The organism is Actinoplanes sp. NPDC051851 (assembly GCF_040681165.1).
GTDB lineage: Bacteria > Actinomycetota > Actinomycetes > Mycobacteriales > Micromonosporaceae > Actinoplanes.
On the sequence record NZ_JBFAYF010000008.1, the window covers coordinates 53,666 to 77,479 of the forward strand.

18 protein-coding genes are annotated in these 23,814 nt (G+C 71.0%); 15 read left to right on the plus strand and 3 right to left on the minus strand.

The window, feature by feature from the left end; translation table 11 throughout:
* The first annotated feature begins 90 nt into the window (after nt 1–90).
* From AB0M08_RS10630 to AB0M08_RS10645, 4 genes are all read left to right on the plus strand, one after another.
* The gene (locus tag AB0M08_RS10630; RefSeq protein WP_364491348.1) at nt 91–1,281 is read left to right on the plus strand and encodes a HupE/UreJ family protein; all 1,191 of its coding nucleotides are present in this window, start codon (nt 91–93) and stop codon (nt 1,279–1,281) included.
* 136 nt (nt 1,282–1,417) lie between these two features.
* Nucleotides 1,418–3,370 carry an FN3 domain-containing metallophosphoesterase family protein gene (locus AB0M08_RS10635; RefSeq protein WP_364491350.1) on the plus strand — a complete coding sequence of 651 codons (1,953 nt, stop codon included), beginning with the start codon at nt 1,418–1,420 and terminating at the stop codon, nt 3,368–3,370.
* Nucleotides 3,371–3,439: 69 nt separating this feature from the next.
* Entirely contained in the window at nt 3,440–4,504 is a 1,065-nt protein-coding gene (locus AB0M08_RS10640; protein WP_364491352.1) for a DUF916 domain-containing protein, read from the plus strand.
* A 286-nt stretch (nt 4,505–4,790) separates the two neighbouring features.
* Nucleotides 4,791–7,082, plus strand: a complete 2,292-nt coding sequence (locus AB0M08_RS10645; protein WP_364491354.1) for an EAL domain-containing protein — start codon at nt 4,791–4,793, stop codon at nt 7,080–7,082.
* Nucleotides 7,083–7,323: 241 nt separating this feature from the next.
* Here the strand turns inward: AB0M08_RS10645 and AB0M08_RS10650 are convergent, their stop codons facing one another.
* Entirely contained in the window at nt 7,324–7,998 is a 675-nt protein-coding gene (locus AB0M08_RS10650; protein ID WP_364491356.1) for a TetR family transcriptional regulator, read from the minus strand.
* A gap of 77 nt (nt 7,999–8,075) precedes the next feature.
* Here AB0M08_RS10650 and AB0M08_RS10655 point away from each other — a divergent pair, with 77 nt between their 5' ends.
* The 6 genes from AB0M08_RS10655 to AB0M08_RS10680 all read left to right on the plus strand — a co-directional run bounded on the left by AB0M08_RS10655 (nt 8,076) and on the right by AB0M08_RS10680 (nt 13,822).
* Nucleotides 8,076–9,512, plus strand: a complete 1,437-nt coding sequence (locus tag AB0M08_RS10655) for an MFS transporter (protein WP_364491358.1) — start codon at nt 8,076–8,078, stop codon at nt 9,510–9,512.
* Nucleotides 9,513–11,290: 1,778 nt separating this feature from the next.
* On the plus strand, nt 11,291–11,521 hold the full coding sequence (locus AB0M08_RS10660) for a hypothetical protein (protein ID WP_364491360.1): 231 nt from the start codon (nt 11,291–11,293) through the stop codon (nt 11,519–11,521).
* A gap of 124 nt (nt 11,522–11,645) precedes the next feature.
* The gene (locus tag AB0M08_RS10665) at nt 11,646–12,041 is read left to right on the plus strand and encodes a hypothetical protein (protein ID WP_364491362.1); all 396 of its coding nucleotides are present in this window, start codon (nt 11,646–11,648) and stop codon (nt 12,039–12,041) included.
* A 143-nt stretch (nt 12,042–12,184) separates the two neighbouring features.
* Nucleotides 12,185–12,637 carry a hypothetical protein gene (locus AB0M08_RS10670; protein WP_364491364.1) on the plus strand — a complete coding sequence of 151 codons (453 nt, stop codon included), beginning with the start codon at nt 12,185–12,187 and terminating at the stop codon, nt 12,635–12,637.
* Nucleotides 12,627–13,367, plus strand: a complete 741-nt coding sequence (locus AB0M08_RS10675; protein ID WP_364491366.1) for a hypothetical protein — start codon at nt 12,627–12,629, stop codon at nt 13,365–13,367. The genes AB0M08_RS10670 and AB0M08_RS10675 overlap by 11 nt, the downstream gene beginning before the upstream one ends.
* A gap of 32 nt (nt 13,368–13,399) precedes the next feature.
* On the plus strand, nt 13,400–13,822 hold the full coding sequence (locus tag AB0M08_RS10680) for a hypothetical protein (RefSeq protein WP_364491368.1): 423 nt from the start codon (nt 13,400–13,402) through the stop codon (nt 13,820–13,822).
* A 68-nt stretch (nt 13,823–13,890) separates the two neighbouring features.
* Here the strand turns inward: AB0M08_RS10680 and AB0M08_RS10685 are convergent, their stop codons facing one another.
* Nucleotides 13,891–14,601: a nicotinamide mononucleotide transporter family protein gene (locus tag AB0M08_RS10685; RefSeq protein WP_364491370.1), complete on the minus strand. Its 711-nt coding sequence runs from the start codon at nt 14,599–14,601 to the stop codon at nt 13,891–13,893.
* A 45-nt stretch (nt 14,602–14,646) separates the two neighbouring features.
* Between AB0M08_RS10685 and AB0M08_RS10690 the strand changes: the two genes are divergently transcribed.
* From AB0M08_RS10690 to AB0M08_RS10705, 4 genes are all read left to right on the plus strand, one after another.
* The gene (locus AB0M08_RS10690; protein WP_364491372.1) at nt 14,647–15,624 is read left to right on the plus strand and encodes a magnesium transporter CorA family protein; all 978 of its coding nucleotides are present in this window, start codon (nt 14,647–14,649) and stop codon (nt 15,622–15,624) included.
* Nucleotides 15,615–16,265 carry an ATP-binding cassette domain-containing protein gene (locus tag AB0M08_RS10695; protein WP_364491374.1) on the plus strand — a complete coding sequence of 217 codons (651 nt, stop codon included), beginning with the start codon at nt 15,615–15,617 and terminating at the stop codon, nt 16,263–16,265. The genes AB0M08_RS10690 and AB0M08_RS10695 overlap by 10 nt, the downstream gene beginning before the upstream one ends.
* Nucleotides 16,266–16,330: 65 nt before the next feature.
* On the plus strand, nt 16,331–19,459 hold the full coding sequence (locus tag AB0M08_RS10700; protein WP_364491376.1) for an FtsX-like permease family protein: 3,129 nt from the start codon (nt 16,331–16,333) through the stop codon (nt 19,457–19,459).
* The gene (locus tag AB0M08_RS10705; RefSeq protein ID WP_364491378.1) at nt 19,456–22,017 is read left to right on the plus strand and encodes a hypothetical protein; all 2,562 of its coding nucleotides are present in this window, start codon (nt 19,456–19,458) and stop codon (nt 22,015–22,017) included. The genes AB0M08_RS10700 and AB0M08_RS10705 overlap by 4 nt, the downstream gene beginning before the upstream one ends.
* Here the strand turns inward: AB0M08_RS10705 and AB0M08_RS10710 are convergent.
* On the minus strand, nt 21,974–22,822 hold the full coding sequence (locus tag AB0M08_RS10710) for an ATP-binding cassette domain-containing protein (RefSeq protein ID WP_364491380.1): 849 nt from the start codon (nt 22,820–22,822) through the stop codon (nt 21,974–21,976). The genes AB0M08_RS10705 and AB0M08_RS10710 overlap by 44 nt on opposite strands.
* A gap of 48 nt (nt 22,823–22,870) precedes the next feature.
* On the opposite strand from AB0M08_RS10710, the gene AB0M08_RS10715 reads away from it, so the two are divergent.
* Nucleotides 22,871–23,809, plus strand: coding sequence for a ribose-phosphate pyrophosphokinase (locus tag AB0M08_RS10715; protein WP_364491382.1), 939 nt, complete (start codon nt 22,871–22,873; stop codon nt 23,807–23,809).
* The last annotated feature ends 5 nt before the right edge of the window (nt 23,810–23,814 follow it).

Here is a 23,814-nt window from a genome sequence, read left to right on the forward strand (position 1 = left end):
ACCCCAGGTCAGACGGGCTGCGAAGCCCCGAGCGAGCTTGTCGCCCGGGGTTTGGATCTTGTTAACCCGGACCGTGCACCGTGCACAGCCGTGACATCGTTGCGCCGCCTCATCGCGATCGCCTTCCTCCTGTTCGCCGCCCTTCTCACCGGTTCGCCCGCGTTCGCCCACGGTTTCTCGTCGGTGGTCTACGCCGACGTCTCCCGGGGCGGCGAGGGACACGTGCGTACCGTGCTCGAGATCGAATACGACCTGTTCATCGTCTCGGCCGCCGACTACGAGGACGACGATCCGCTCTTCCAGGCCGGGACCGCCGCCTTCGACGAGGAGGACGACGACGCGATGGCCGCCGCGCTCAACGCGCACACCGCGACTGCCGTCCGCTACCTGACCGAGCGTTTCGCGGTCTCCGCGTCGGGCGCGGCGTGTGCCGCGACCCCTTCGGGTGCTTTCTCCCTGGGTACGCGGGAAGGGGTCCCCTACGCAAAGGTCACCCTCGATTGGTCGTGCCCCCGCCGCACGTCGGAGCACGAGATCCGCAGCGGGCTGTTCCCGGACGCCGAGACCTACGTGAAGGGCACCAAGACCGTGGTGACCTACGCGCTGGACGGCCGGACCGGCAGCGCGGCGCTCGACGCGAGCCGCCCGTCGTTCTCCACCGCACAGTCCTGGACGCACCGGTTCGCGGAGTTCTTCACGCTCGGCGCCGAGCACCTGCTGACCGGTATCGATCACATTCTCTTCCTGCTCGCGCTGATCGCCGGCTCCCGTCGGCTCCGCGAGATCGTGCTCGCCGCGACCGCCTTCACGCTGGCCCACTCGGTGACGTTCCTGCTCGCCGCGCTCGGCCTGGTGGACGTCCCGGCACGCGTGGTGGAGCCGGTCATCGCCCTCTCGATCGCCGTGGTGGCGGGCTGGCACCTGTGGCGTCTGCGCGTACCCCAAAACGATCTTGAACCTGGAGCCGGGCCGCTGGGCCTGGACCGCGCGGGGTGGATCCGGCTGAGTGTGGTGTTCCTTTTCGGTCTGGTGCACGGGCTTGGGTTCGCCGGCGCGCTCGGCATCGACGAGGCCTTCTCCGGAACGCTGCTCTGGTCGCTGCTGGTCTTCAACGTCGGCATCGAAGCCGTCCAATTGGCCGTCATCGCCGTGGTCTTTCCGCTGCTCCTCGTGGTGCGACACCGGTCACCCCGGATGGGGCGGCGGCTCACCGGGTTCATATCGGCGGGTGTGTCCGTCATGGGGATGATCTGGTTCGTGCAGCGGGTGCTCGGGGGCTGAGGTCTTCCGGCCGGATCCACCCGTCGGATCGATCTCGTTCACCGCCGGTTCACGGGGTCCGGCCAGCTTGATCACGCCTCCCAGAACTTTCACAGCGGGAAGCGATCTCTCTCATCAGAAACAGGAACGGACACCGATGAGAACCACCAACCGGAATCGCGTGGCCGCAGGGGTCACCGCGGTGTTCCTCGGCGTGTCGTTCGCCCTCGGCAGTGGACTGACCGTCCCCGCCCTGGCCGCCGACACCGCCACTGCGTCCAGCGTCATCCTGGGCGTGGGCGCCAACGAGACCCAGCGCATCGTGACCTGGTACTCCTCGGCCGACACCGCCCAGCAGGTCCAGCTCGCCCCGACCGCGTCGCTCGCCGCGGACGGCGGCTTCCCGGCCGGCTCCGTCACCTTCGCCGCCACCGGCGCGGCGAACATCGCCACGAGCGGCGGCTACAACCGGCACTCGACGATCACCGGCCTGTCGGAGGAGACCGCGTACTCGTACCGGGTCGGCTCCGAGGGGAACTGGTCCGCCACGTACGCGTTCAAGACCCAGGACTTCGAGGGCGACTACGACTTCCTGTTCTACGGCGACCCGCAGATCGGAGCCTCCGGCAACGTGGCCAAGGACCAGGCCGGCTGGACGGACACGCTCGACGTGTCGCTGGCGGCCAACCCGGACGCCGAGCTCCTCGTCTCCGGCGGCGACCAGGTCGAGACCGCGAACACCGAGTCGCAGTGGAACGCCTTCCTCGCCTCCGACAAGCTGCGCCAGTACCCGTGGGCCGCGACCATCGGCAACCACGACGTCGGCGGCAAGGCGTACGAGCAGCACCTGTACACGCCGAACACCGACCGGTCCGCCAAGTACTACGCGGACGGCTCCGGCGCCACCACGTCGGGCGGCGACTACTGGTTCATCTACAAGGACACGCTCTTCATCGACCTGAACAGCAACAGCTACAAGAACGGGTCGGGCGGCGGTGACGACGCGCACGTGGCGTACGTGACCGACGTGATCAAGAACCACGGCGGCGAGGCGAAGTGGACCGTCCTGGTCTACCACCACTCGATCTACTCGGCCGCGTCGCACGCCAAGGACGCGGACAACAAGCTGCGCCGGGTGGACTTCCCGACCACGTTCTCGAACCTCGGCGTCGACCTGGTCCTGCAGGGTCACGACCACGTCTACACCCGCAGCTACCTGATCAAGAACGGCGCGAAGGCGAACGCCGACGAGCAGCCCGGTGACTCCGAGGTCTTCGCCGGCCCCGGCGGCGTCCTCTACGTGACCGCGAACTCGGCGTCCGGCTCGAAGTACTACGACATCACCACCCCGGACTCCAGCGGCACCAGCGGCGCGGGCAACGGCGCCGACCCGCTGAAGCCCGAGGACTACTGGTACAACTCGGTGCAGAACCAGGAGCACGTCCGGTCGTACATCAAGGTCGAGGTCCGCAACGACAAGCTGGTCGTGGCGAACGTCCGGTCCGGCACCTGCGCCGCGCCGAACGCCTCGGTCGAGCTCGGCAGCTCCTGCGCCAACACCGACGCCGCGGGCCAGACGGTCGGCTCGGTCGTCGACAAGGTGACCGTGCACCCGTACCACGGTGACAACCAGGACGTGCAGGTCAGCGTCCCGACCCCGGCTCCCGGCGAGTTCGGCTGGACGATCGACGGCCACAACGGCCTGGTCGACCTCGGCACCGCCGTGCAGCAGTCGGGGGACTACTACCTGACCGCCGCCGGCACCATCAACCCGATCGTGGTGTCGGACAGCCGGCGCACCCTCGCGCCGTGGTCGATCTCGGCCAGCGCCGGTGACTTCACCGACGCCGGAAAGACCTTCCCGGGCTCCTACCTGGGCTGGTCGCCGTACCTGGTGAAGGAGGGCGCCGGAGCGTACGCCGGCAGCACCGTCACCACGGCGTACGACGACGGCAGCGGTCTCGGCCGGTCGTCCGTCCTCGGTTACGCCGAGCAGGGCCACGCCCGCGGCTCCGCGACCCTCGGCGCCGACCTGGACCTGAAGGTCCCGGACAGCGTCGAGAAGGGCAACTACCGCACCACCCTGACGATCACCGCTCTGAGCAGCTGATCTCTTTCGGAAACGGGGGCGGGCGCCGAAGGGCGTCCGCCCCACCGCCATTTCACTTGAGGATTCGAGATGCACCTATCCCTTGCCGGTCGAGCCGCCGCGGCCCTGCTCGCCGTCGCCGCGGTTCTCGGTTTGAGCGCCGCCCCCGCCCTGGCCGAGGAGGGCGACGTCACCTGGACGGTGCGGACGGCCTCGAACGACTACGGCGACGACCGCTCCAGCTACACCTACGCCGTCAACCCGGGCAACGACGCGACCGATGCGATCGTGGTCAACAACAAGAGCAAGACCGCTCTAGACCTCTCCGTGTACGCCGCCGACGGCTACACCACGGAGACGGGGCGACTCGACCTGGTCGCGAGGGACGCGAAGTCCACCGGCGTCGGGGCCTGGGTGACGGCCACCGGGACGACGGTCAGCATCCCGGCCGGCCGGTCCGTCGAGGTCCCGTTCACCGTCGCGGTCCCGGCCAACGCCACCCCCGGCGACTACGTCGGTGGCATCGTCACCTCGCTGAGCCGGCCCGACTCGACCGCCCAGGTCAACGTCGAGCGCCGGCTCGGCATCAAGATCAAGCTCCGGGTCGGCGGCGACCTGGTCCCGGCGATGGCCGTCGAGGACCTGCGGGTCGCCTGGCACGGCTCGCTCAACCCGTTCGCCCGCGGCGACGCCACGGTCACCTACACGATCCGCAACACCGGCAACGCCGTCGAGTCGGCCGACCAGGACGTCTCGATCGCGGGCCCGTTCGGGTGGCTGCGCACCGGCGCCGCCGACGTCGCGAACCCGCCGGAGCTGCTCCCCGGCGAGTCGTGGAAGGTCTCCGTCCCTCTGGCGGACGTCTCCCCGGCCGTCCTGCTCACCGCCACCGCGAAGCTCACCCCGCGCCTCACCGACGCCTCCGGCTCGATCACCTCCCTCGACCCGGTCACCGCGACGGCCACGGTCTGGGCGCTGCCCTGGCCGCTGACCGCCCTGCTGATCGTCCTGATCGCCGCGATCGCGGCCCTGGCCGTGCTGCGCCGCCGCGCACGGTCCCGCCGTGGGGAGCGCGAGGACGCCCGGGTCCAGGCCGCCGTCGCGGCCGCCCTGGCCGATCGTCCTGATCGCCGCGAGGGGGCCGAACTCAGCTGACCTTGCGTTCTCACGGTGCGTGACGCAGTGTTCACACTCGACGTGATCCCTGACCTGACGTGAGCCGCTAGTTACTCGGTGTGCTCGCGTCGGGATGGATGCAGGAATTTATTCACGTGAGTATTGCCAGCTCAGGGCTGTGATCGCCGATCATGGGGCAAAATAGGACCGTTCCCCGGCTTACGGAACGTCGCCCTCGCGGAGTTACATCGTAAAGCGACGCGTCGGAGGGGACGGAAGTGGAGCAGGTGCTGGTGGCGGCCGGGCCCGTGGGGGCGACGGCCTGATGTCACTCGCCGAAGTCTTCCCTCCGCCCGAGGAGCGCCCCGAGTCGCTCCGCGATCCGCACGAGTCGTTCACGCTCTTCCTGAGTGGGAACTACTCCCGCATCCTGCTCTTCCTCCTCCGCCAGTGCCTGGACCGGACACTCGCCGAGGAGGCGCTGCACGAGGCGCTGATCGTGGCGCTGGACAAGTGGCCGATCGTCGAGCGGCACCAGCGGCCGCTCTACTGGGTCCGCCGCACCGCCTGGCACAAGCTGCTCAAGTCCCAGGGCCCGTCGGGCTGGCCCGGCGGCGGCTATGAGGCCGAGGACGCGCTGCGCCAACTGCCGTACCGGCAGCGCGCCGTGCTCGCGCTGATGCTCGAAGATGACAACGACCAACAGATCGCGCTCCAGCTGGGGCTGGCCGTCACCACCGTCGCCACCTATCGTGCCGAGGTCCGCCGCAAGGCCGCCGACCTGCTCGACCGGGCCGGCCGGGACGCGCCCACCGAGCTGGAGTGGGCCCGCGCCCGCCGTGCGATGGGCCGGATCGCCGAGGACCACCAGCGCCGCCTCGCCGAGGGTCCCGAGATCATCAGCGACGTCGACCTGGCCGACCCGCTGCTGGGCGGCGCCCTGCCGGGCGCCGAGGCCCGCCGGATCGCCCGCGCCGCCGAGCTCACCAAACGCGGCTCGCTCACCTGGGACGCCGCCGAGGGCCGGCTGGACTGGTCCGACGAGGCCTCCCGGATCTTCGGGCTGGCCCCGGTCGAGGCGCGCCGCACGCTCAAACAGCTCTTCGGGCTGATCCATCCCGGACACCGGAGCGTGGTGCGCCGCCTGGTTCGGGCCGCCTGGCGCTCCCGCGGCGCCACCGAGCTGATCTGCCGGATCACCCGGCAGGACGGCCAGGCCCGCTACGTCGAGGTGCTGCTGGAGGTGCCGACCGACGAGGCGGGCACGCCGACCGGGCTGGTGGTCACCGGGCAGGACGTGACGGCCGTACACAAGGAGAGGCAGGCGGCGCAACGCCGGGCCCTGCGCGCCGCCAGCGTGCGGCCGGACCTCTCCGAGGTGGACGGCGTCACCGGCCTGCTGACCCGGCGGGCGTTCGCCGACGAGGTGGGCCGCGCGCTGCGGACCGGGACGGGCACCCTGCTGGTGATCTCCGCTCCGCCGTACATCCGGCGCCGTCCCGACCAGGACTCCGGGCAGCACGACCGGCTCAGCGCCGAGGCCGGGGCGATCCTGCGCGAGATCGCCGGCTCCGACCCGTGCGGGCGGCTCGACCAGCACGAGTACGGCGTCCTGATGCCGTACACGACACCGGAGACCGCGGTCACCCGGGCCGGCGCGATGGTCTCCTCGCTGCGCGGCACCCGGCTGGACGCGTTCGGCGGCCTGGTTCCGTACGATCACCGGCGCCCACTGGAGAGCATGGAGCTGCTCCTCGACGCCGAGTCCGCGTGGCGCCGGGCCAAGCGCGACGAGGGCCTGCTGGAGGTGCTGCACCAGCCCCGGTCCGCCGAGGAGCGCCGGGAGACCTGCCGGGCCGGCATCCGGGACGCGGTGGCACGCGACCGTTTCGCGCTCTTCGCCCAGCCCCTGCGTGACCTGGAGCTCAACCAGATCACCCGGCACGAGATCCTGCTCCGGGTGCTCGACGACGTCGGCCGCCCCACCCCGCCCACCACGTTCCTGCAGATCGCGGAGTATGTGGACGAGATCCTCGCGGTCGACAAGTGGGTCATCGACAACGCGCTGCGGATGATCGGCGAGGGTTCGCAGACCTCGCACTACCAGGTCAACCTCTCCGGGCGCTCGCTCGCCGACCCGCTGCTGCTGGAGCACCTGCGCGACGCGATCACCCGGTTCGGCGTCGACCCGGAGCACCTCACCATCGAGATCACCGAGACCACCGCGATCGGCAACCTGGCGGTGGCCCGGCGCTTCGCCGACGGCATCCGCGAACTCGGCTGCCAGCTGGCCCTCGACGACTTCGGCACCGGCAGCACCCCGCTGAGCTTCCTGACCGACCTCCCGGTCGACCTTGTCAAGATCGACGGCAGCTTCGTCCACGACCTCCCCGAGTCCGAGCCGCACCAGGCGATCGTCCCCGCGCTGGTGGAGATCTGCCGCAAACTCGGCATCCTGACCGCCGCCGAGTACGTCCGCGACGACGCCACCCTGGACCTGCTCCGCAAGTACGGCGTCGACTTCGCCCAGGGTTTCCACGTCGGCCAGCCCGAACGCCTGGTCGTCGGCCCCCGCCGATCCCGCTCCATCGAGCTGGAGATCTACCCCCCGACCTGACCCTCCGCCCGCCCTGCCTGTCGCACCCGCGCCGGCCCGTAGCGCGAGCCCGTCCCGCTTGCCGCGCCCGTCCCGCTTGCCGCGCCCGTCCCGCTTGCCGCGCCCGTCCCGCTTGCCGCGCCCGCCCTGTTTGCCGCGCCCGCCCTGCTTGCCGCGCCCGCTTGCCGCGCCTGGTTTGCCGCGCCCGCCCGCCGCGGCAGTGCGCGTGGCCGTTGTGCTCCGGGTTTCCGTGTGTCGGTGCTTACCCGCGGGCCTTCGCACGGGCCGCCATCGCCTCCACCGCCGACATCAGCAGGTCCATACCGAAGTCGTAGTAGCGCTCCACGTCCGGCTCCCGCTCATACGTCCGGGCGAACTCGATCATCATGGGGAACCGGTCGGCGGGCAGGCACTCCAGCGCCAGCCGCTTCTGTCGCCGCCACTCCGCGGCCTGGTCGATCGTCAGGTGTGCCGGTGACTCGGGCTGGGCGCCGACCAGGCCGATCACGCCGTTGAGCAGGTAGGTGGCGACCCAGTATCCCTCGTCGAGCCCGAACCCGGCGTCGGCCAGCAGGGTGAGCGTGTCGTTGGTGGCCCGGGTGAAGCTCTCGCCCTTGGTCTTGTCGGCCGCGTGCAGCAGATCGGGCAGGCACGGGTGTGAGCGCATCACGTCGAGCGCCGCCTCGATGATCATTCGCAGCTGCTCCTGCCACGGGTCACCGGCGCCGCGATCCACCCGGACGTCGGCGAGCGCGTGGTCGACGACGCCGAGGAGCAGCTCCTCCTTGTTCTTGAAGTGCCAGTAGAGCGCCATCGGTGTGACGCCCAGCTCCTTGGCGAGCCGGCGAATGGTGATCGCCTCCACGCCTTCCTGGTCACCGAGGCGGAGGGCCCGTTCGGCGACGGCGTCCCTGGTGAGTCGTTCGGCCGGAGTCACTTGACAACCATACAACGTACAGGTCTCATATACGAGGTACATGTACACCGTACAAGTACGTCGTACAGGGAGAGCTGATGGAAAAGAACCGACGGTGGTGGGCGCTGGTCGCGGTGTCCCTCGGCACCTTCATGACCTACCTCGACAACAACGTGGTCAACGTGGCGCTCCCGTCGATCCAGCGGGATCTGGGCCTGACCATGTCCGGCCTGGAGTGGATCACCAGCGCGTACATCCTGGTCTTCGCCGGCCTCCTGCTCGCCGGTGGCCGCATCGCCGACGTCCTCAGCGGGCGGCTGGCGTTCCTCAGCGGCGTCGGGATCTTCACGCTCGCCTCGGTCGCCGCCGGCCTCGCTCAGGACCAGTCGCTGCTGATCGGCGCCCGGGCCGTCCAGGGCATCGGCGCGGCCCTGCTCGCGCCCTCCTCGCTGTCGCTGATCCGCGAGCTCTTCCCGGACGAGAAGGAGCGCGGCGCCGCGATCGGCGTCTGGGGTGGTGTGGGTGCGCTCGCGCTGGCCGTCGGCCCGTTCGCCGGCGGCGTCCTGAGCCAGCACGTCTCCTGGGGCTGGATCTTCCTGATCAACCTGCCGATCGGCATAGCCACGATCGCTCTCGGCCTGCTCACCATCCCGGCGGGCGCGCTCGCCGGTGAGCGCTCCGGCGCCTTCCGGCGCCTCGACCCGTTGGGTCTGGTCCTGTCGTCCCTCTCGCTCTTCTCCCTGACGTACGCGTTGATCGAGGGCGACGCGAAGGGCTGGACCTCCGGCCTGATCCTCGCGGCGTTCGGGGTCGCCGCGGTCTCCGCCGTTGTCTTCCTGTTCCAGCAGGCCCGGACCCCGGACTCGATGGTCGACCTGGCGTTCTTCCGCATCCGGATGTTCACCGGTGCCCTGCTCGCCAGCGGCCTCTGGGCATTCGGCGTCTTCGGCATCTACTTCTACATGGCCATCTACCTGCAGAACGTCCTCGGCTTCTCACCCACCGAGGCGGGCTCCGGCTTCGTCCCGCTGGCCGTGATCACCGCCGTCGGCGCGGTCCTCGCCCCGCGCCTGGAGCAGCGCTTCGGCGTCGCCCGGATCACCGCGTTCGGCCTGGCCGTGATGGCCGCCGCGATCGGCGGCATCGCGAGCTACGGCGCCGACACGACGTATCTGGACCTGCTCCCGTGGTTCCTGCTCTACGGCATCGGCGGCGGCCTGCTGATCCCGCTCGGCAACGTGGTGGTCGGCGCCCTCCCGGCCGAGCGCTCCGGCATCGCCTCCAGCATGCTCAACGTCTCCCGCGAGGTCTTCGGCCTCCTCGGCGTCACGGTCCTCGGCGCCATCCTGACGAACCGTTCCAGCGCCGCGTCCGGATCCCCGCTCGACCGCTACCTGACCGGCTACCAGACCACGATGGTCGTCGCCGCGGTCCTGGTCGCCGTCGGTGTCCCGGTCGCCCTCTGGATGCTCCGCCGGGCGCCCGCCGCATCCGCCGACCCGGCTCGGGCGACACCGGCTCTGGAGACCGTCTGACCTTTCACCGGCCCGTCTCGGCCGTTCATGCCCGGAGGGCCGGAGACTCCGGTGACGCACGGGGCGGGCTCGATCGTCAGGATCGGGCCCGCCCTGCTTCGGCTTCGGGCGGCGTGCTTCGTTCCGGCCGTCGACGGACCGCCCCGCTTCGGCTGACGACGGCGTGGGGGCGGCCTCTGGCGTCTCGCTTTTCGAGCGCAAAGTCTCTGTTCAGCGAGGAGGACTGGAGCAGCTTCCTCGACGCCGTGCTCGCGGGACGGGCGCCGGACGCGGCCTCGCGCTGATCAGCGGATCCGGCGGGGCGGGGCGACGGCCGTGTTCGGAGAGGGTGGCTGCCCGCCTGCCGCGGGGTCGTGGTGCGCAGGCCGTCGGTGGTGATGGGGGTAGCCGTCCGGCAGGCGGCGATACTTCGTGGCCGGACGCGCCTCTCCCCGTATGCCACCCCGGGATGACGACCACAGCTGTACACACCTGCTCGGGAATAGCGCCAAGGATGGTCGCGACCACTCCCGTCAGGTACGACCATGGCTACATGCCAGAAGAAGTAGACAGGGCTGATCGGCGAGTTCGTCTTGCTCGTACGGCGGCCGCACTCGGTGCGGCAGCGATCTTCGCCACTGTCATCACCGCAGGTGAGGGCCGGGCAGTCGCGGCGCCGCCGGTGGCGAGCAACTCGTCTCCAAGAAGCGATGCGCCTCCTAAGAATATCCTCTTTTTCCTCATTGGAAATAAAAGCTGACGTCCGTGACCGTGCAGGCAAGCTCCGATGAGGTGATCTCGGCGAGAGGACTGTGCGTGGCCTGATCGAAACCGGCACACCCGAACAGGCTGGGCGGTGCTGGATATAGGCGTGGAGTCATCGGTGGACATGTCCTTGCGACAGGAACAGGTCTTCGCGAGGGCTCCACGTGATCAGTCATCGAGCCATGCTCGACGTGCCCAGGGAACTCGCGCGTCACCTCGCTCGGCTGCTGGCAGCAGAGCGCCGGCTGCCCGGGACGCGCTGGGACGCCGGAGCGGCCGAACCGGGCCGGAGGGCGTCAGCCCACGGATCGGCGACGGCGACTCTTCCGCGGCCGGCGAACGTGAGCGGGCGCAGTCTCGACGGCCGGCGGACGGATGGGGGCGCGAAGGGCACCCGGAAGAATGCGGCAGCCCGGAACGATTCGACAGCCCGGAACGATTCGACAGCCCGGAACGATTCGACAGCAGAGTGCACTCAGCATGAGACCCCGTTCATGCAATGCCACGCGATGCGCCGGACATTCTTCTGCCGGTGATGCTTCGTGCGACTTCCCCGTTATCCGGCTGACGCTACGACAGGCCACGATGCCGCGCAAGATCAAATCTTCCCGATGTGTACGACCTGTCCGGATCGGCGGCGAAGCTTTGTCTTCGCTGTCGTCTTCCTTTGTGCCGACTGTGCCGTCGCCGGATTCCGTCGGCCGGCTGAACGACGGTAAAGTTTGTTGCTTGACCGCGTTTGGTGTGTGGTCTGCTTCACATTGATTTACCGGATCGACGTTCGATAACTTGCCACCTCACGATCTCCAGCAAGGCGGAAGCGGGGAAGTGTGGTCAAAATTAGTGACAATCCGGTCCGGAGAAATGTGGTTATCGCGGCTGCGGCCCTTGCCGGAATAGCGGGCGCGCTGAGTGCTCCAGGGGTGGCGAGCGCGTCCTCTTCTCATTACATCTCCGGGTCGACCTACAGTTCTCGGACTGCTTTCTATCTGTCCTCGACCTGGCGGTACAAGGACGGTAAGGGCAAGGTCTATGTGGAATTCACCCGGCTCCCGAGGTTCTCGTCCGGTGTCACCGACGGCATTCGGTGGCGGCTCTACGTCAGCGGCAGTGGCTACACGGACATCGTGAACCTGGACGACCTCGACCAGACGAACGGCATCGCGACCCTGAGCGACGGCAAGGGATTCAAGAACTCGTTCGCGCGTTTCACCACCTGCGACGACGAGTGCTCTCACGAGTTCCACGGCTATGAGACCTACTGATATGAGACCTACTGAGTCGTTTCCGGTGGCCGGTCTGCATCCGGCTCCCGACCAGCATCGAAAGGCGTTCATGACATCACCAGCGAGATCTGCGGGACGTCGCCGGCGCGGGCGGTTCGGCGCGATGGCGATGGCCGTGGTGACGGGTGCCGTGGTGATGCTCGCCGGCCCGTCACCGGCCCACGCCTCGGAGTCGCACACGATCGACGGCTCGACCTACAGCACCGGCGGCAAGTTCTACCTCTCCGCCACCTGGCGCTACAAGGACGGCGCCTCCAACGTCCGTCTGCTCTTCACCCGCCTGCCGCGCTATTCCAGCGGTGCGGTCGACGGCCTGCGCTGGCGTTTTTATTTCGGGAGTTCGGACGGGTACAGCTCCAAGTACCTCATCGACGACGAGGACAGTTCGGTCAGCACCAAGTACATGAGTGACGGCACCGCGTTCAAGAATTCCTTCGCTCGCGTCACCACTTGCAAGGATGACTGCTCGCACTATTTCGCTGGATACGAGGCTTACTGACGAATGGTCGGTCCGGATGCGTCCGAAGGTCCGGACCGGCTGTCGCCGTCGCCTCTTGCAAGATCGGGACCGGAGCGAGTATGCATTCCACAGAAAATCGGTTTTGGCGAATCGGGCTGGCCGGGACCGCTCTTCTCGCTCTGATGACGGTCGCCGCCTGTGCGTCGTCCGGCCAAGCCGCCGCCAATTGGTTGTCCGGTACGCAAGCCTCGGCGGAATATCGTGACGAGGCTCGTGGTCTGACTCTGGCGCCGGGTTGGGATTGGCCGGCTGATCTGGATTATCCGGACAAGGTCGACGGCGACGATATCGCGTACGAGAAGAACACCGGGCGCATCGATGCGGGTTTGTACTGGTATTGCTCGTGGGCGCTGACCTACGTCGAGGCGGATACGGATGCCGATCGCACGACGGCCCTGCGGCAGGTACTGCGCCTGCGGGAGACGAAGTATTACCAGATCGGCGTCGCCACGGACAACATCCCCATGTTCGACGCGGCTCTGGACTCGGCGGGCGATGACGACACCAAGCTGAGAAGGCTGATCGGCATCACCTGCTCCGACATCAAGGAAAGTAAGTCAAACGATGACAGCTGACAGCGAAGGTGGATCCGCCACCGTGCGCCGGGGCCCGGCCGTGGCATCGCTCGTGATCGTGGCGGGCTGCGCGGTCGGTGCGGCGGCGTTCGGCGTCGACTACGCGTCCGGCCTCAGTGCCAAGATCTTGACCGCGGCGACCAGCAGCGGCTTCGCGTGGGGGCTGATGGCGCTCCTGGCCGGGTACGCGAACGCGCGGCGTGCGGTGATCGCGGCGAGCGCCGGTGCCGGATCACTGCTGGCGGCGACCGGCACGTACTACACACTCATCCTGTTCGTCAGCCAGCGCTGGCGTGTCGGTACCACCGAGAGCGGCTCGTCGGGCGCGATGGACGGCCTGATGTCGGTCGCTCGGACCGCGTCGTTCTGGGTGGTCGGCTCGCTTCTCGCCGGGGTGGTGTTCGGCCTGCTCGGCCGGTTGATCCGGCATGCGTCACCCCGCCGGAGCGCGGTGCTGATCGGCGGCCTGTTCGCGCTCCTGTCCGCTCAGGGCTGGAACAATCTCGCCTTCCACCGCATCTGGTTGACGATGGACGAGTTCGGCGTCGGCGTACTCGTCTACGCGGTGTCGATCGTGGTGTTCTCCGCCTTGGCGGCGGCTCTGCTGATCACGTTGACGAACGGGTGGCGTCACCTGGTGCTCACCGCGGCCGTCGCGATCGCCGGCAGCGCCGTCTGCATGCTGCTCTGGCAAGTCGCCGAGCGTATCCGGGAAAGCGCCGTCGTCTAGCCCGTACATCAAAAAAGAGAAATGGAGAATCCGTGACCCGTTTTCGCCGCATCGCAGCGACGACCCTGGCCACGCTGATCGGTGTGACCGCGTCTCTCGCCGGGCCCACCGCCGCGAACGCCGGATCCTGGCACAGCATCGAGGGGGAGACGTACAGCACCGGGGGTAAGTTCTATCTCTCCTCCACCTGGCGTTACAAGGTGCTCGACAACTACGTCTTCATCAAGTTCAGCAAGCTTCCGCAGTATTCGTCGTCCAGCACGGTGGACGGCGTCAAATGGCGGTTCTACTTCGGAAGTGACGGCTACAGCACCAAGTACACCCTGGACGAGTTGAGCACCCAGTACCGGATCAAGTACATGACCGACGGTACCGCCTTCAAGAACTCCTTCGCCCGTGTCACCACCTGCACCGACGACTGCTCGCACACCTTCGTCGGCACTGAGCACTACTGATCCACGCACGTCCCGGGCCGGCGGTCGAGCGATCGCCGGCCCGCTCGGCACCATGGCGCCCTGCCCGGTCAGGCCGGTGCGGGGAGCGTGCCGGAGACGCGGGGGCGCTCGGCGCGGGAGATGCGGAGCCAGACGAGGAAGCCCCAGACGACGAAGGCGGCGTAGACCGCGTACAGGATGGCGGACGGGTAGTAGCCGAAGTGCAGGAGCTCGGGGACGCCGACCAGGTCCACCGCGATCCAGCAGAGCCAGAACTCGACCCAGCCGCGGGCCATGGCGTACGTGGCGAGCATCGAGCCGACGAAGATCCAGGAGTCGGCGAGGTAGTACCACCAGGGGACCGGGAAGCCGGCGCCGATGCCGCGGAAGACGAGGAAGCAGACCACCACGGCGGCGAGGGCGCCCGGGATGAGGACGAGGCGCTGGCGGTGGCTCGCCCAGTGTGGCGTCACCGCGGCGCCGTGGGTGGTCCGGCTGTTGCGGCGCCAGCGCCACCAGCCGTACACGCTGGTGATCAGGAAGAAGACCTGGCGGGCGGCCTGGCCGTAGAGCGGGGTGCCCTGGTCGTTGCCGAGGGCCTGGCCCAGGAAGACGGTGAAGAGCAGGACGTTGCCGACGATCCCGACCGGCCACGCGAGCGCGCTGCGGCGCAGGCCGAAGAGCGCCGAGCCGAGCCCGAAGGCGTTGCCGACGATCTCGCGGTAGTAGATCGCCTGGCCGGGGGTCACCTGCCACTTGGCCGTATAGAAAGTGGTCAGCAGGTCATCGAGCGAAGTCACGGCAGGTCAGCCTACTGTGATGCGGTGAGTTCGCCATCGTGTTCCGTGCGTACCCGACTCTACGGCGAGGGCCGGGTGATCGCGGAGGATTTCGCCGCCGGTGAGCTGGGCGAGCGGCTGCGGGAGCACCCGGACGCGGTCGCGTGGCTCGACATGCTCAGCCCTTCTGCCGAGGATCTGCAGCTCATCGCCGACGAGTTCGGGCTGCACCCGCTCGCGGTGGAGGACGCGCTCGAGGCGCACGAGCGGCCGAAACTGGACCGCTATCCGGGGCACCTGTTCCTGAACGTCTATGCCGTGAGTTTCTCCACCACCCAGACGGGCGCCGAGACTCACAAGGTGGAGATCAGCGCGTTCGTGACCCCGCGGGTGCTGATAACGGTGCACAAGGGGCCCGGCGACGTGGACCGGCTGGTCGAGCGCTGGGACTCGGACACCGCGCTGGCCGCGGTCGGCGGTGTCTCGTACCTGGTCCACGGCCTGCTCGACGTGGTCGTCGACAGCCAGTACGCGACCGCCCGCGCCGCCGATGAGGCGATGGACGGCGTCGAGGACCAGCTGCTCGCCGAGGGCGGCGCTCCCCGCCGGGTCCGCCGGTACGGCTACCAGGTCCGCCGCGCGCTCGCCGTGCTGCGCCGGGCGGTCGCCCCGATGGCCGATGTCGTCGGCGAGCTGGACCGGGCCGGCGGTGACCTGGTCGACGACCGGATGCGGCCGTACTTCCGGGACGTCGAGGACCACGCCAAGCGGACCGTGGAGTCGATCGACCACGCGCACGTCCGGATCACCGAGCTGCTCGACGCCGACCTCAGCGAGCAGAGCAACGTGCTGAACGACATCACCCGCAAGCTCGCCGCCTGGGCCGCGGTGATCGCGGTGCCCACCGCCTTGACCGGATACTTCGGCCAGAACCTGCCCTACCCTGGCTATCAGCAGTTCTGGGGGTTCGTGCAGAGCTCCCTCCTGATTGTCTTCGCGGCGGGCGCGCTCTACCTCTACCTGAAACGGCGGGGATGGCTGTGAACCTGAACGATGTCGATCTGGGCTGGGGTGACGGCGAGACCGTGCTCAGCGGTGTCACCGTCGACCTGCGGCCCGGCGAGGTGCTGGCCGTCACCGGTACGTCCGGTACGGGCAAGACCACCCTGCTCAGCGCGATGGCCGGGCTGCTGCCGCCACGGTCCGGCGAGATCAGCGTGGACGGCGCGGCGCTCGGCGACCGGGACCGCGCGGTCGGCCTCGGCGTGGTGCTGATCCCGCAGGAGAACGGGCTGGCCGCGATCCTCACCGCCGCCGAGAACGTCTCGGTCGCGGTGATCGCGACCGGCGGCACTCCCGCCGAGGCCCGCCGCCGGACCACCGACGCGCTCACCGCGGTCGGCCTCGGCGCGCAGGGCGGCCAGCTGATCGAGGAGCTCTCCGGCGGCCAGCAGCAGCGTGCCGCGATCGCCCGGGGCCTGGCCCTGCACGGCGCCGTGCTCCTCGCCGACGAGGTGACCAGCGAGCTCGACGCCGCGAACCGGCAGAAGGTCCTGGAGCTGCTCCGTGCCGAGGCCGAGCGCGGCGCCGCCGTCGTCCTGGCCACCCACGATCCCGAGGCCGCCGCCCTCTGCGACCGCGAGCTCCATCTGGCCGACGGTACGGCCACCTGGTCCCGCGCCTGAACGGGGCAGCGGGCACATCGAAGAGTGCGTAGCCTCCGGGGCAGGAGCGGCCGGGGGAGGGACGCTTGTTCGCACTCGTTCTCGGGGCGGTGCGGGCGCGGGCCGCCCAGCTGCTGACCATCCTGGTGCTCGCCGGGCTGGCGACGGCGGTCGCCGCGGCCGGCCCCTGGTACGCCTACGCCGCCTCGGGACGGGCGGCCGCCGCCGGACTCGACGCCGCGGGCCCGGCCGAGCACACCGTGGTGGCGCGGCAGACCGCCGACACGCGGAACGAGCCGCGGGCCGCGATGGACCGGTTCTCCGGACAGGTGTCGTCGGCGCTGCCGCCGGGGCTGGCCGAGCCGGTCACCGGCCTCTCGGCGCAGCTCACCAACCGCGAGGGCCGCGTCACCGTGGCGTACCGGGACGGCTTCTGCGCGTACGCGGAGATCGAAGGAACCTGCCCGAGCCGCGCGAACGAGGCGGCGGTCAGTGGGGAGGTCGCGCGGCGGTTCGGTCTGGAGCGCGGCGGGACGCTCTCCGCGAGCACGTCGCCGGCGAATCCGCCGCTGTCGCTCACCGTCGTCGCGATCTACACCCCGCGCGACCCGGACGGGACATATTGGAGCGATCCGGCGTTCCGCGGCGCGCTCTTCACCCCGGAGGGCACCTTCCAGGCGAAGCAACTGCGAAATGCGTTCCTCTCGTACGGCGCGGAGCTCCCCGATCCCCTGATCCGCGGGGACGGCGGCTACGACCTGGCCACCGCTCTGCACGAAGCGGACCTCCGGCTCGGCGGCTCACAGATCCGGCTCTCCACCGGGGTGCGCCCGCTGCTGGAGAGCATCGCCCGGGACCGCGCGACCATCCTGCGCGGCGTGTCCGTCGCCGGCGTGCAGCTGGTGGTGCTCGCCTGGTTCACGGCCGGGCTGGCGGGCCGGTACACCACCCGGGACCGCCGTCCGGACGTCGCGCTGCTCAAACTGCGCGGGGTGACCCCGGCGGGCATCCTCCGGCTGGCCTGGGGTCAGCACCTGGTCCCCCTGGTGGTGGGCGCGATGGCCGGCTTCCCGGTGGGTCTCCTGCTGGCCCGGGCGCTGGCCGGCCGGGTCGTCGTGCCGCCGGACCAGCGGGCGGCCCTCGTCTGGTCGCTGATCGCGGTGGCGGCGGTGCTGGCCGGCAGCCTCACGGTGCTCGCCGTGGTGGAGGCGGCGGTGCTCCGCCGCCCGGTCGCCGCCCTCCTGCACCCGGGTTCCCCCGGCACCGGCGCGTGGCGCTCGGCCCTGGCCGACGTGCTCCTGCTGGTGGTCACGGCGGCCGCGCTCTACCAGTCCCGATGGGGCGGTTCGGCGGGTGGACTCGGGTCGGCCTCGGCGGCGCTGGTGGCGCTCGCCGTCGGGCTGATCGCCGCGCGGTCGCTCGCCCTCGCCGCCGTGCGAACCGGGCGGACCGCGCTCCGGGCCGGCCGCCTGCGGCTGGGCCTGACCGCGCTGCGGCTCTCCCGTTCCCCGGGCAACGACCGGGTGTTCGCGCTGCTCGTGGTCGCGGTCTCGCTCTTCGTCACGGCCACCGGCCAGGCACTGGGCGAGCGGCAGGCCCGATCCGAGCGGGCCCTGGCCGACCTGGGCGCCGAACGCGTCCTCACGGTCACCGGCACGAACCGGGTGGCGCTGCTGGCCGCGGTCCGCCGGGCCGACCCGGCCGGCCGGGCGGCGATGGCCGTGGCGATCAGCCGCGACGGCGACCTCCCCCTGATCGAGGCCGACACGTCCCGCTTGGTGGCGGTGGCCGCGTGGCGCCCCGAGTACGGCCCGGTATCCGGGGCCGCGACCGGCACGGCGGCCACGCCCGAACCGGGGACCAGCAGCACGATCGGGCCCGCGCCGATCAGGGACGCAGTGGCCGGGGCCGGGGTGGTCGGGGGCGGGGAGCTGACCGCGCGGCTGAAGCGGGAGGGCACCGCGGACACCCTGCTCACCCTGGTGCTCCAGCATGCCGGGACGGGTGCCCCGGTCGTCGTGCCGTTCGGCGTGCTGAAGCCCGGCGAGCGGACCGTCACCGCCCCGGTGCCCGGTTGTGCGGCGGCACCGGGATGCCGGATCGTGCGCTGGTCGTTCACCGCGGCCCCCGACGAGAACGGGCGGACCACCTCGGCGCCGCCCGGTTCCGCCGTGACGATCGGCGCGCTCACCCAGGACGGCGGGCCGGTCGCGGAGCTCGGTGACATCGCCGCCTGGCACTCCGGTACGACCGGCGCGGCCCTCGACGTCAGCACCGCCGGCGGCGCGTTGCGGATCGCCGTCGAACCCGGCGCGAACGCCCGCCGCACGAACGGCACCGACGTCTGGGCCACCACCACTCCCGGCCCGGTCCCGATCCTGCTGGCCGGTCCGCGCCCCGCCGACTGGGCGTACGCCCAGCCCACCCTGACCGGCTTCGGCGACCCGGTACCGGCGCAGGTCACCGCCGTGGTCCCGGCCCTCCCGGCAGCCGGCCGCACCGGCCTCCTGGCCGACCTCGCCACGACCAGCCGCCTCGCCGCCGACGCCGCCCCCGCCACCACGTTCCAGGTCTGGCTCTCCCCTGACGCCGCCGCGGATGCCGGCTCGTCCGATGAGCACGAAGAATCGGAGATATCGGATGGCGGCATCGTCCGACGGCTCCGGGATGCGGGGCTCACCATCGCCGGAAGCGTGGACGCCGCCACCGCCGCCACCCGGCTCGGACTCCGAGGGCCCGCCGCCGTTGTCCGATTCGGATTCCTCGCCGGGTTTGCCGCGCTCCTGCTCGCCGCCGCCACCCTGGCCACCGCGAGCGTCGCCGACCGGCGCGTGCTGACCGATCAGTTGCGGTCACTGCGGCGACAGGGTCTGCCGGGGTCCGTCGCTCTCTTCGTCACGTACGCCGGCCCCGCCGCCCTGATCCTCACCGGACTCGTGATCGGCGCCGTGGCCGCGCTCACCGCCGTCGCGACGACCGGTGCCGCCCTGCCCGCGTTCCCCGACGGCTGGCGCGTGCTGGCCCCGCCCGCCGCACTCACCCCGGTGTCGCTGCTGCTCGCCGTGACCATCGGCGCCCTCGTCCTCACCGCGACGGCGTGGGCCTCCGTCCGCCCGCTCGCGCGTGGGTCGCACCCGTCACCGGCGCCCGCGCACTCGCCGGGCGCGCGGTCCGGCGCCCGCGGACGGCGTACCGGAGAGGGGTGGAACCGATGATCAGGCTGGTGCTGGCGATGCTCTGGGCCCGCCGCGGCCAGGCCCTGGTCCTCGCCGGTCTGGCGATGCTCGCGGTGGCGGCCTCGGTCGCGGCGCCGGCCTGGCTGGTCGCCGCCGGGCAGTCGATCGCGGCCGGGCAGATCGCGACCGCCACCACCGGCGAGCTGAGCCTGGTGGTGCGCGGCGTGCGGGACGAGCAGGACGGGCCGGCGGGCGCCGCGGACTTCACCGATCTCGGCGGCGCGCTGCTGGAGCTTCCCGGGTTCACCTACGTCTACGCGACCGAGACGCCCACCGTCGGGCTGGAGCCGAGTGATCAGTTCCCGTCACGACTGGTGTTCCGGCAGGACGTCTGCGCGCACCTGCGGATCGTCGCCGGTCGCTGCCTGATCGGCGAGGGCGACGCTCTGATCGGTGCGGAGACGGCCACCCGGCGGGGACTGAGCCCGGGTGACACCGTACGGCTCACCGCCGCCCGGCCGAACCCGCTCGACGCCGACCTCGGCTACGTGCCGTCCGCGCACCCGCGCACCCTGACCGTCTCCGGCACGTATCGCGCGATCGAGCCGTCCGGCATCTGGTGGGGACGGCACGGCTACTTCGTCGCGGGACCGGAGACCGGCTCCGGCGAACCGGTCTTCACCACCCCCGGGACGCTGGACGCGATGGACCGGACGATCGTCGTCGAGGAGATCGACGGTGCCGCCGCGCCGGGCACCATCGGGCCGGACCACCTGGACGCGCTGCGCGCCGACCTGACCCGTCTCGATCAGGTGAAGGGTGACCTCGGCGGCAGCGTCGCCGTCGACACCGACCTGCCCCGGCTGCTGGACCGGATCGAGCAGGGGCGGCAGGCGGCCCGGCTGCTGGTGCCGGTGCTCGCGGTGCCGCTGGTGCTGCTCGCCTGCTTCAGCGTCCACCTGAGCGCCGGGTACGGCGCCGAGGGCCGGCAGAGCGAGCTCGCGGTGGTCGCGCTGCGCGGTAGCCGCTGGTGGGCCCGGTGGTGGCTGGCGACCGGGGAGAGCCTGGTCGCGGTGCTGGCCGGCGCGCTGGCCGGATGCCTCGCCGGGCAACTGCTGACCACTGTGGTGACCGCTTTCGTGCTGCCCGGCGCGTCCGGCGAGGCGGACCTCTCCTCGCTCCGGTACGCCCCGGTCGCCGCGGTGGTCGCGCTGGCCGCCGCGGTCGCCGCGCAGCGCCACCTGCTCGTCCGCCCGGTCGCCCTGCTGCTGCGGCGCACCGGGGTGCCGGGCCGCGTGCCGGTGTCGGCCGGCGAGGCGGTGACCGTGCTGCTCGCCGTGATCACGACCGGTCAGCTGGTGGTCTCCGGCGGCTCGCTCACCGGTCTCGGGCTGCTCGCGCCGGCCTTCGTACTGATCGCGCTGGCGCTGCTCGCCGCCCGCGCCCTGCTCCCGGTGGTACGCCGGATCGCCGCGTGGGCCCTGCGCCGGGGACGTCTCGGTATCGCGCTGGCCGGTCTGCAGGTGGCCCGCAGTCCCGGTGCCGCTCGGGTGTTCGCGCTGCTGATGACCGCCGCGGCGGTGGCCGGGTACGCGGCCTGCGCGGTCGGCACGGCGGCGCGCGACCGGGACACCGTGGCGCTGCTCGGCACCGGCGCCGACCGGGTGCTCACCGTCCAGCCGGTCACCCGGGAACGGCTGTTGGCCGCGGTCCGCGAGACGGACCCCGCCGGGGCGTACGCCATGGCGGTCACCCCACTGGCCTACAACGGTCTCGCGGTGGACGCACAGCGGCTCGCCGCGGTGGCCGCCTGGCCCTCCGGCGCGCCCGATCCGGGAACGGTGGCGGCCGCGCTCTCGGCGCCGCAGGGGGAGAGCCTGCCGGTGGCCTGGTCCGGAACCCGTCCGCCCGGCGGCGCGATCAACGGGTTGCGGGTCACCGGTGTGCCGGTCGCCGAGGTGGCCGAGCTGCCCGCCATCCCGGCCGTCGGGCGGCGGGGCGTGCTGGTCGACATCACCCAGGCGGAGCGGTTCGTGACCGAGAAGGTTCAGGCCCAGTCGCCACAGGTCTGGCTGAGCGCCGCCGCGCCGCCGGACGTGCTGGACCGTCTCGCGGCGCACGGCCTCGCGGTCGTCGACGACGTCCGGGCGACCACCGCCCACCGGCGGCTGGACCGGCAGGGCGCCGCCGTGGCGCTCCGCTTCCACGTGCTCGCCGGGGTGCTGGCCACGCTGCTCGGCGCGGGCGCGCTGGTGCTGACCGTGGCGGTGGACCGGCGGCGGCGTACCGGGGACCTGACCGCGCTGCGGGTGCAGGGCCTGAGCCGCGCGGTCGCCGGGCAGACGGCGTTCTGGGCCTATCCGGCGCTGGTCACCGTGGCGGCGGTGATCGGGCCGGCCGTGGCGCTGCTCGGCTGGGCGCTCACCGGATGGGCGCTGCCGCTGACCGGCACGACCGGCGCCGATCTCCCGGTGCCGGGCCGGCCGCCTCCGGGAACGGTGGTGGTCACGGGCGCGGCGGTCGGGGTGGTCCTGGCCGCCACCGCCCTCGCCGTCACCCGCCGGGGTGGATTTCCGAACCGCCCGGGACCAGGGTGACCTCGCCGTCCACGTGCTGGACGGTGAAGAGCGTGCCCGGCGGGTACGACCCCAGCACCTCCGGCGGCAGCTGCACGGTCCCGTCCCCGGCCACCACCGCGAAGTCCTGACCGTCGCGGCCCTCGGCGCCGACCCGTCCGTCCCGGATGGTCACCGCCCGGCCCAGCCGCTGACCGACCTCGCTGTCGTGGGTGACCACCACGATGGTGGTCTCCCGCTCGGCGTTCACCGTCTCCAGCGCGTCCAGCACCTCGTCCCGCCCGGCCGTGTCCAGCCGGCTGGTCGGCTCGTCGACCAGCAGCAGCCCGGGTCCGGCGGCGATGCCGACGGCGAGCGCGGCCCGCTGCTGCCCGCCCGGCGTGAGGTCGGCGAGCCGGCGCCGCCCCTGGCCGGGGAGCCCGACCAGGTCGAGGATCCGGTCCGGGTCGTCCAGCGTGATGCCCCGGGTGTGTGCGGCGCGGCGCTGGGCCAGCCAGATGTTGCGGTGCAGGGAGACGTACGGGAGGAGATTGCGCGAAGCGCCCTGCAGGACCACGCCGATCTCGGTCCCGCGCAGCCGGGAGATCTCCGCGTCGCTGAGTTTGCCCATGTCGTAGGTGCCCACGTTGATCCGCCCCGCGGAGGGCCGCATCAGTCCGGAGAGGAGCGCGATCAGGGTGGACTTGCCGGATCCGGAGGGCCCGACCAGGGCGAGTGTCTCACCGGGAGCGATGGAGAGGTCGACACCGGCGAGGGCGACCACGTCGCCCGCCTCGGCACGGTAGATGTGCACGACCCGGCGGCACGCCACGGCCAGTCCGTTCATGACGCCCAAGCTAACTCTCCCGCGACGTTCTGAATAGAGTGGGTGCCCGTGCGCGACATCGCCGTTTTCACCGGATCAGCCCATCCCGAACTCGCCGCCGAGATATGCGAGCACCTCGATGTGCCGCTGCTGCCGACGAGGATCTCCCGGTTCGCCAACGACTGCATCGAGGTGCAGCTGGAGGGGAACTGCCGGGAGCGGGACGTGTTCCTGATCCAGCCGCTGGTTCCCCCGACCCAGGAGCACCTCGCCGAGTTGCTCTTCATGCTCGACGCCGCGCGCGGAGCGTCGGCCGGCCGGATCACCGTGGTCCTGCCGCATTACGCGTACGCGAGGTCCGACAAGAAGGACGCGCCGCGCATCTCGATAGGCGGCCGTCTCGTGGCCGACCTGCTGACCGCCGCGGGCGCCGACCGGGTGCTCGCCATGACCCTGCACTCGCCGCAGGTGCACGGTTTCTTCAGCATCCCGGTCGATCATCTGCACGCGCTGCGCGAGCTGGCACAGCACTTCCGGGGGTACGACCTCAGCAACACCGTCGTGGTCTCCCCGGACCTCGGCAACGCCAAGGAGGCCGCGGCCTTCGCCCGGATGCTCGACATCGAGGTGGCGGCCGGGGCCAAGCAGCGGTTCCCGGACGACAAGGTGGTGATCAGCTCGGTGATCGGCGAGGTGGCCGACCGGGACGTGATCGTGCTGGACGACGAGATCGCCAAGGGCAGTACCGTCTTCGAGCTGCTCGCCCGGCTCCGGGAGCGTAACGTCCGCAGCGTCCGGGTCGCCTGCACGCACGGCCTGTTCACCAACGACGCGGTGGAGCGCCTCTCCGCGGAGAAGGAGATCGAGGAGATCGTCTGCACCAACACGGTGCCCATCCCGCGGCAGAAGCGCAACGACAAGCTGACCGTGATCTCGGTGGCCCCGGCGCTCGCCGAGGCGATGCGGCGCATCCACAACGGCGAATCGGTGAGTGCGCTGTTCGCATGATTTTC

Excerpts from the sequence above, each read along its gene's own strand:
- AB0M08_RS10695 (WP_364491374.1), top strand. The coding sequence starts at position 15,615 with ATGGCTGTGAACCTGAACGATGTCGATCTGGGCTGGGGTGACGGCGAG.
- AB0M08_RS10665 (WP_364491362.1), top strand. The coding sequence starts at position 11,646 with ATGGCGATGGCCGTGGTGACGGGTGCCGTGGTGATGCTCGCCGGCCCG.
- AB0M08_RS10645 (WP_364491354.1), top strand. The coding sequence starts at position 4,791 with ATGTCACTCGCCGAAGTCTTCCCTCCGCCCGAGGAGCGCCCCGAGTCG.
- AB0M08_RS10670 (WP_364491364.1), top strand. The coding sequence starts at position 12,185 with ATGACGGTCGCCGCCTGTGCGTCGTCCGGCCAAGCCGCCGCCAATTGG.
- AB0M08_RS10705 (WP_364491378.1), top strand. The coding sequence starts at position 19,456 with ATGATCAGGCTGGTGCTGGCGATGCTCTGGGCCCGCCGCGGCCAGGCC.
- AB0M08_RS10675 (WP_364491366.1), top strand. The coding sequence starts at position 12,627 with ATGACAGCTGACAGCGAAGGTGGATCCGCCACCGTGCGCCGGGGCCCG.
- AB0M08_RS10635 (WP_364491350.1), top strand. The coding sequence starts at position 1,418 with ATGAGAACCACCAACCGGAATCGCGTGGCCGCAGGGGTCACCGCGGTG.
- AB0M08_RS10640 (WP_364491352.1), top strand. The coding sequence starts at position 3,440 with ATGCACCTATCCCTTGCCGGTCGAGCCGCCGCGGCCCTGCTCGCCGTC.
- AB0M08_RS10655 (WP_364491358.1), top strand. The coding sequence starts at position 8,076 with ATGGAAAAGAACCGACGGTGGTGGGCGCTGGTCGCGGTGTCCCTCGGC.
- AB0M08_RS10710 (WP_364491380.1), bottom strand. The coding sequence starts at position 22,822 with ATGAACGGACTGGCCGTGGCGTGCCGCCGGGTCGTGCACATCTACCGT.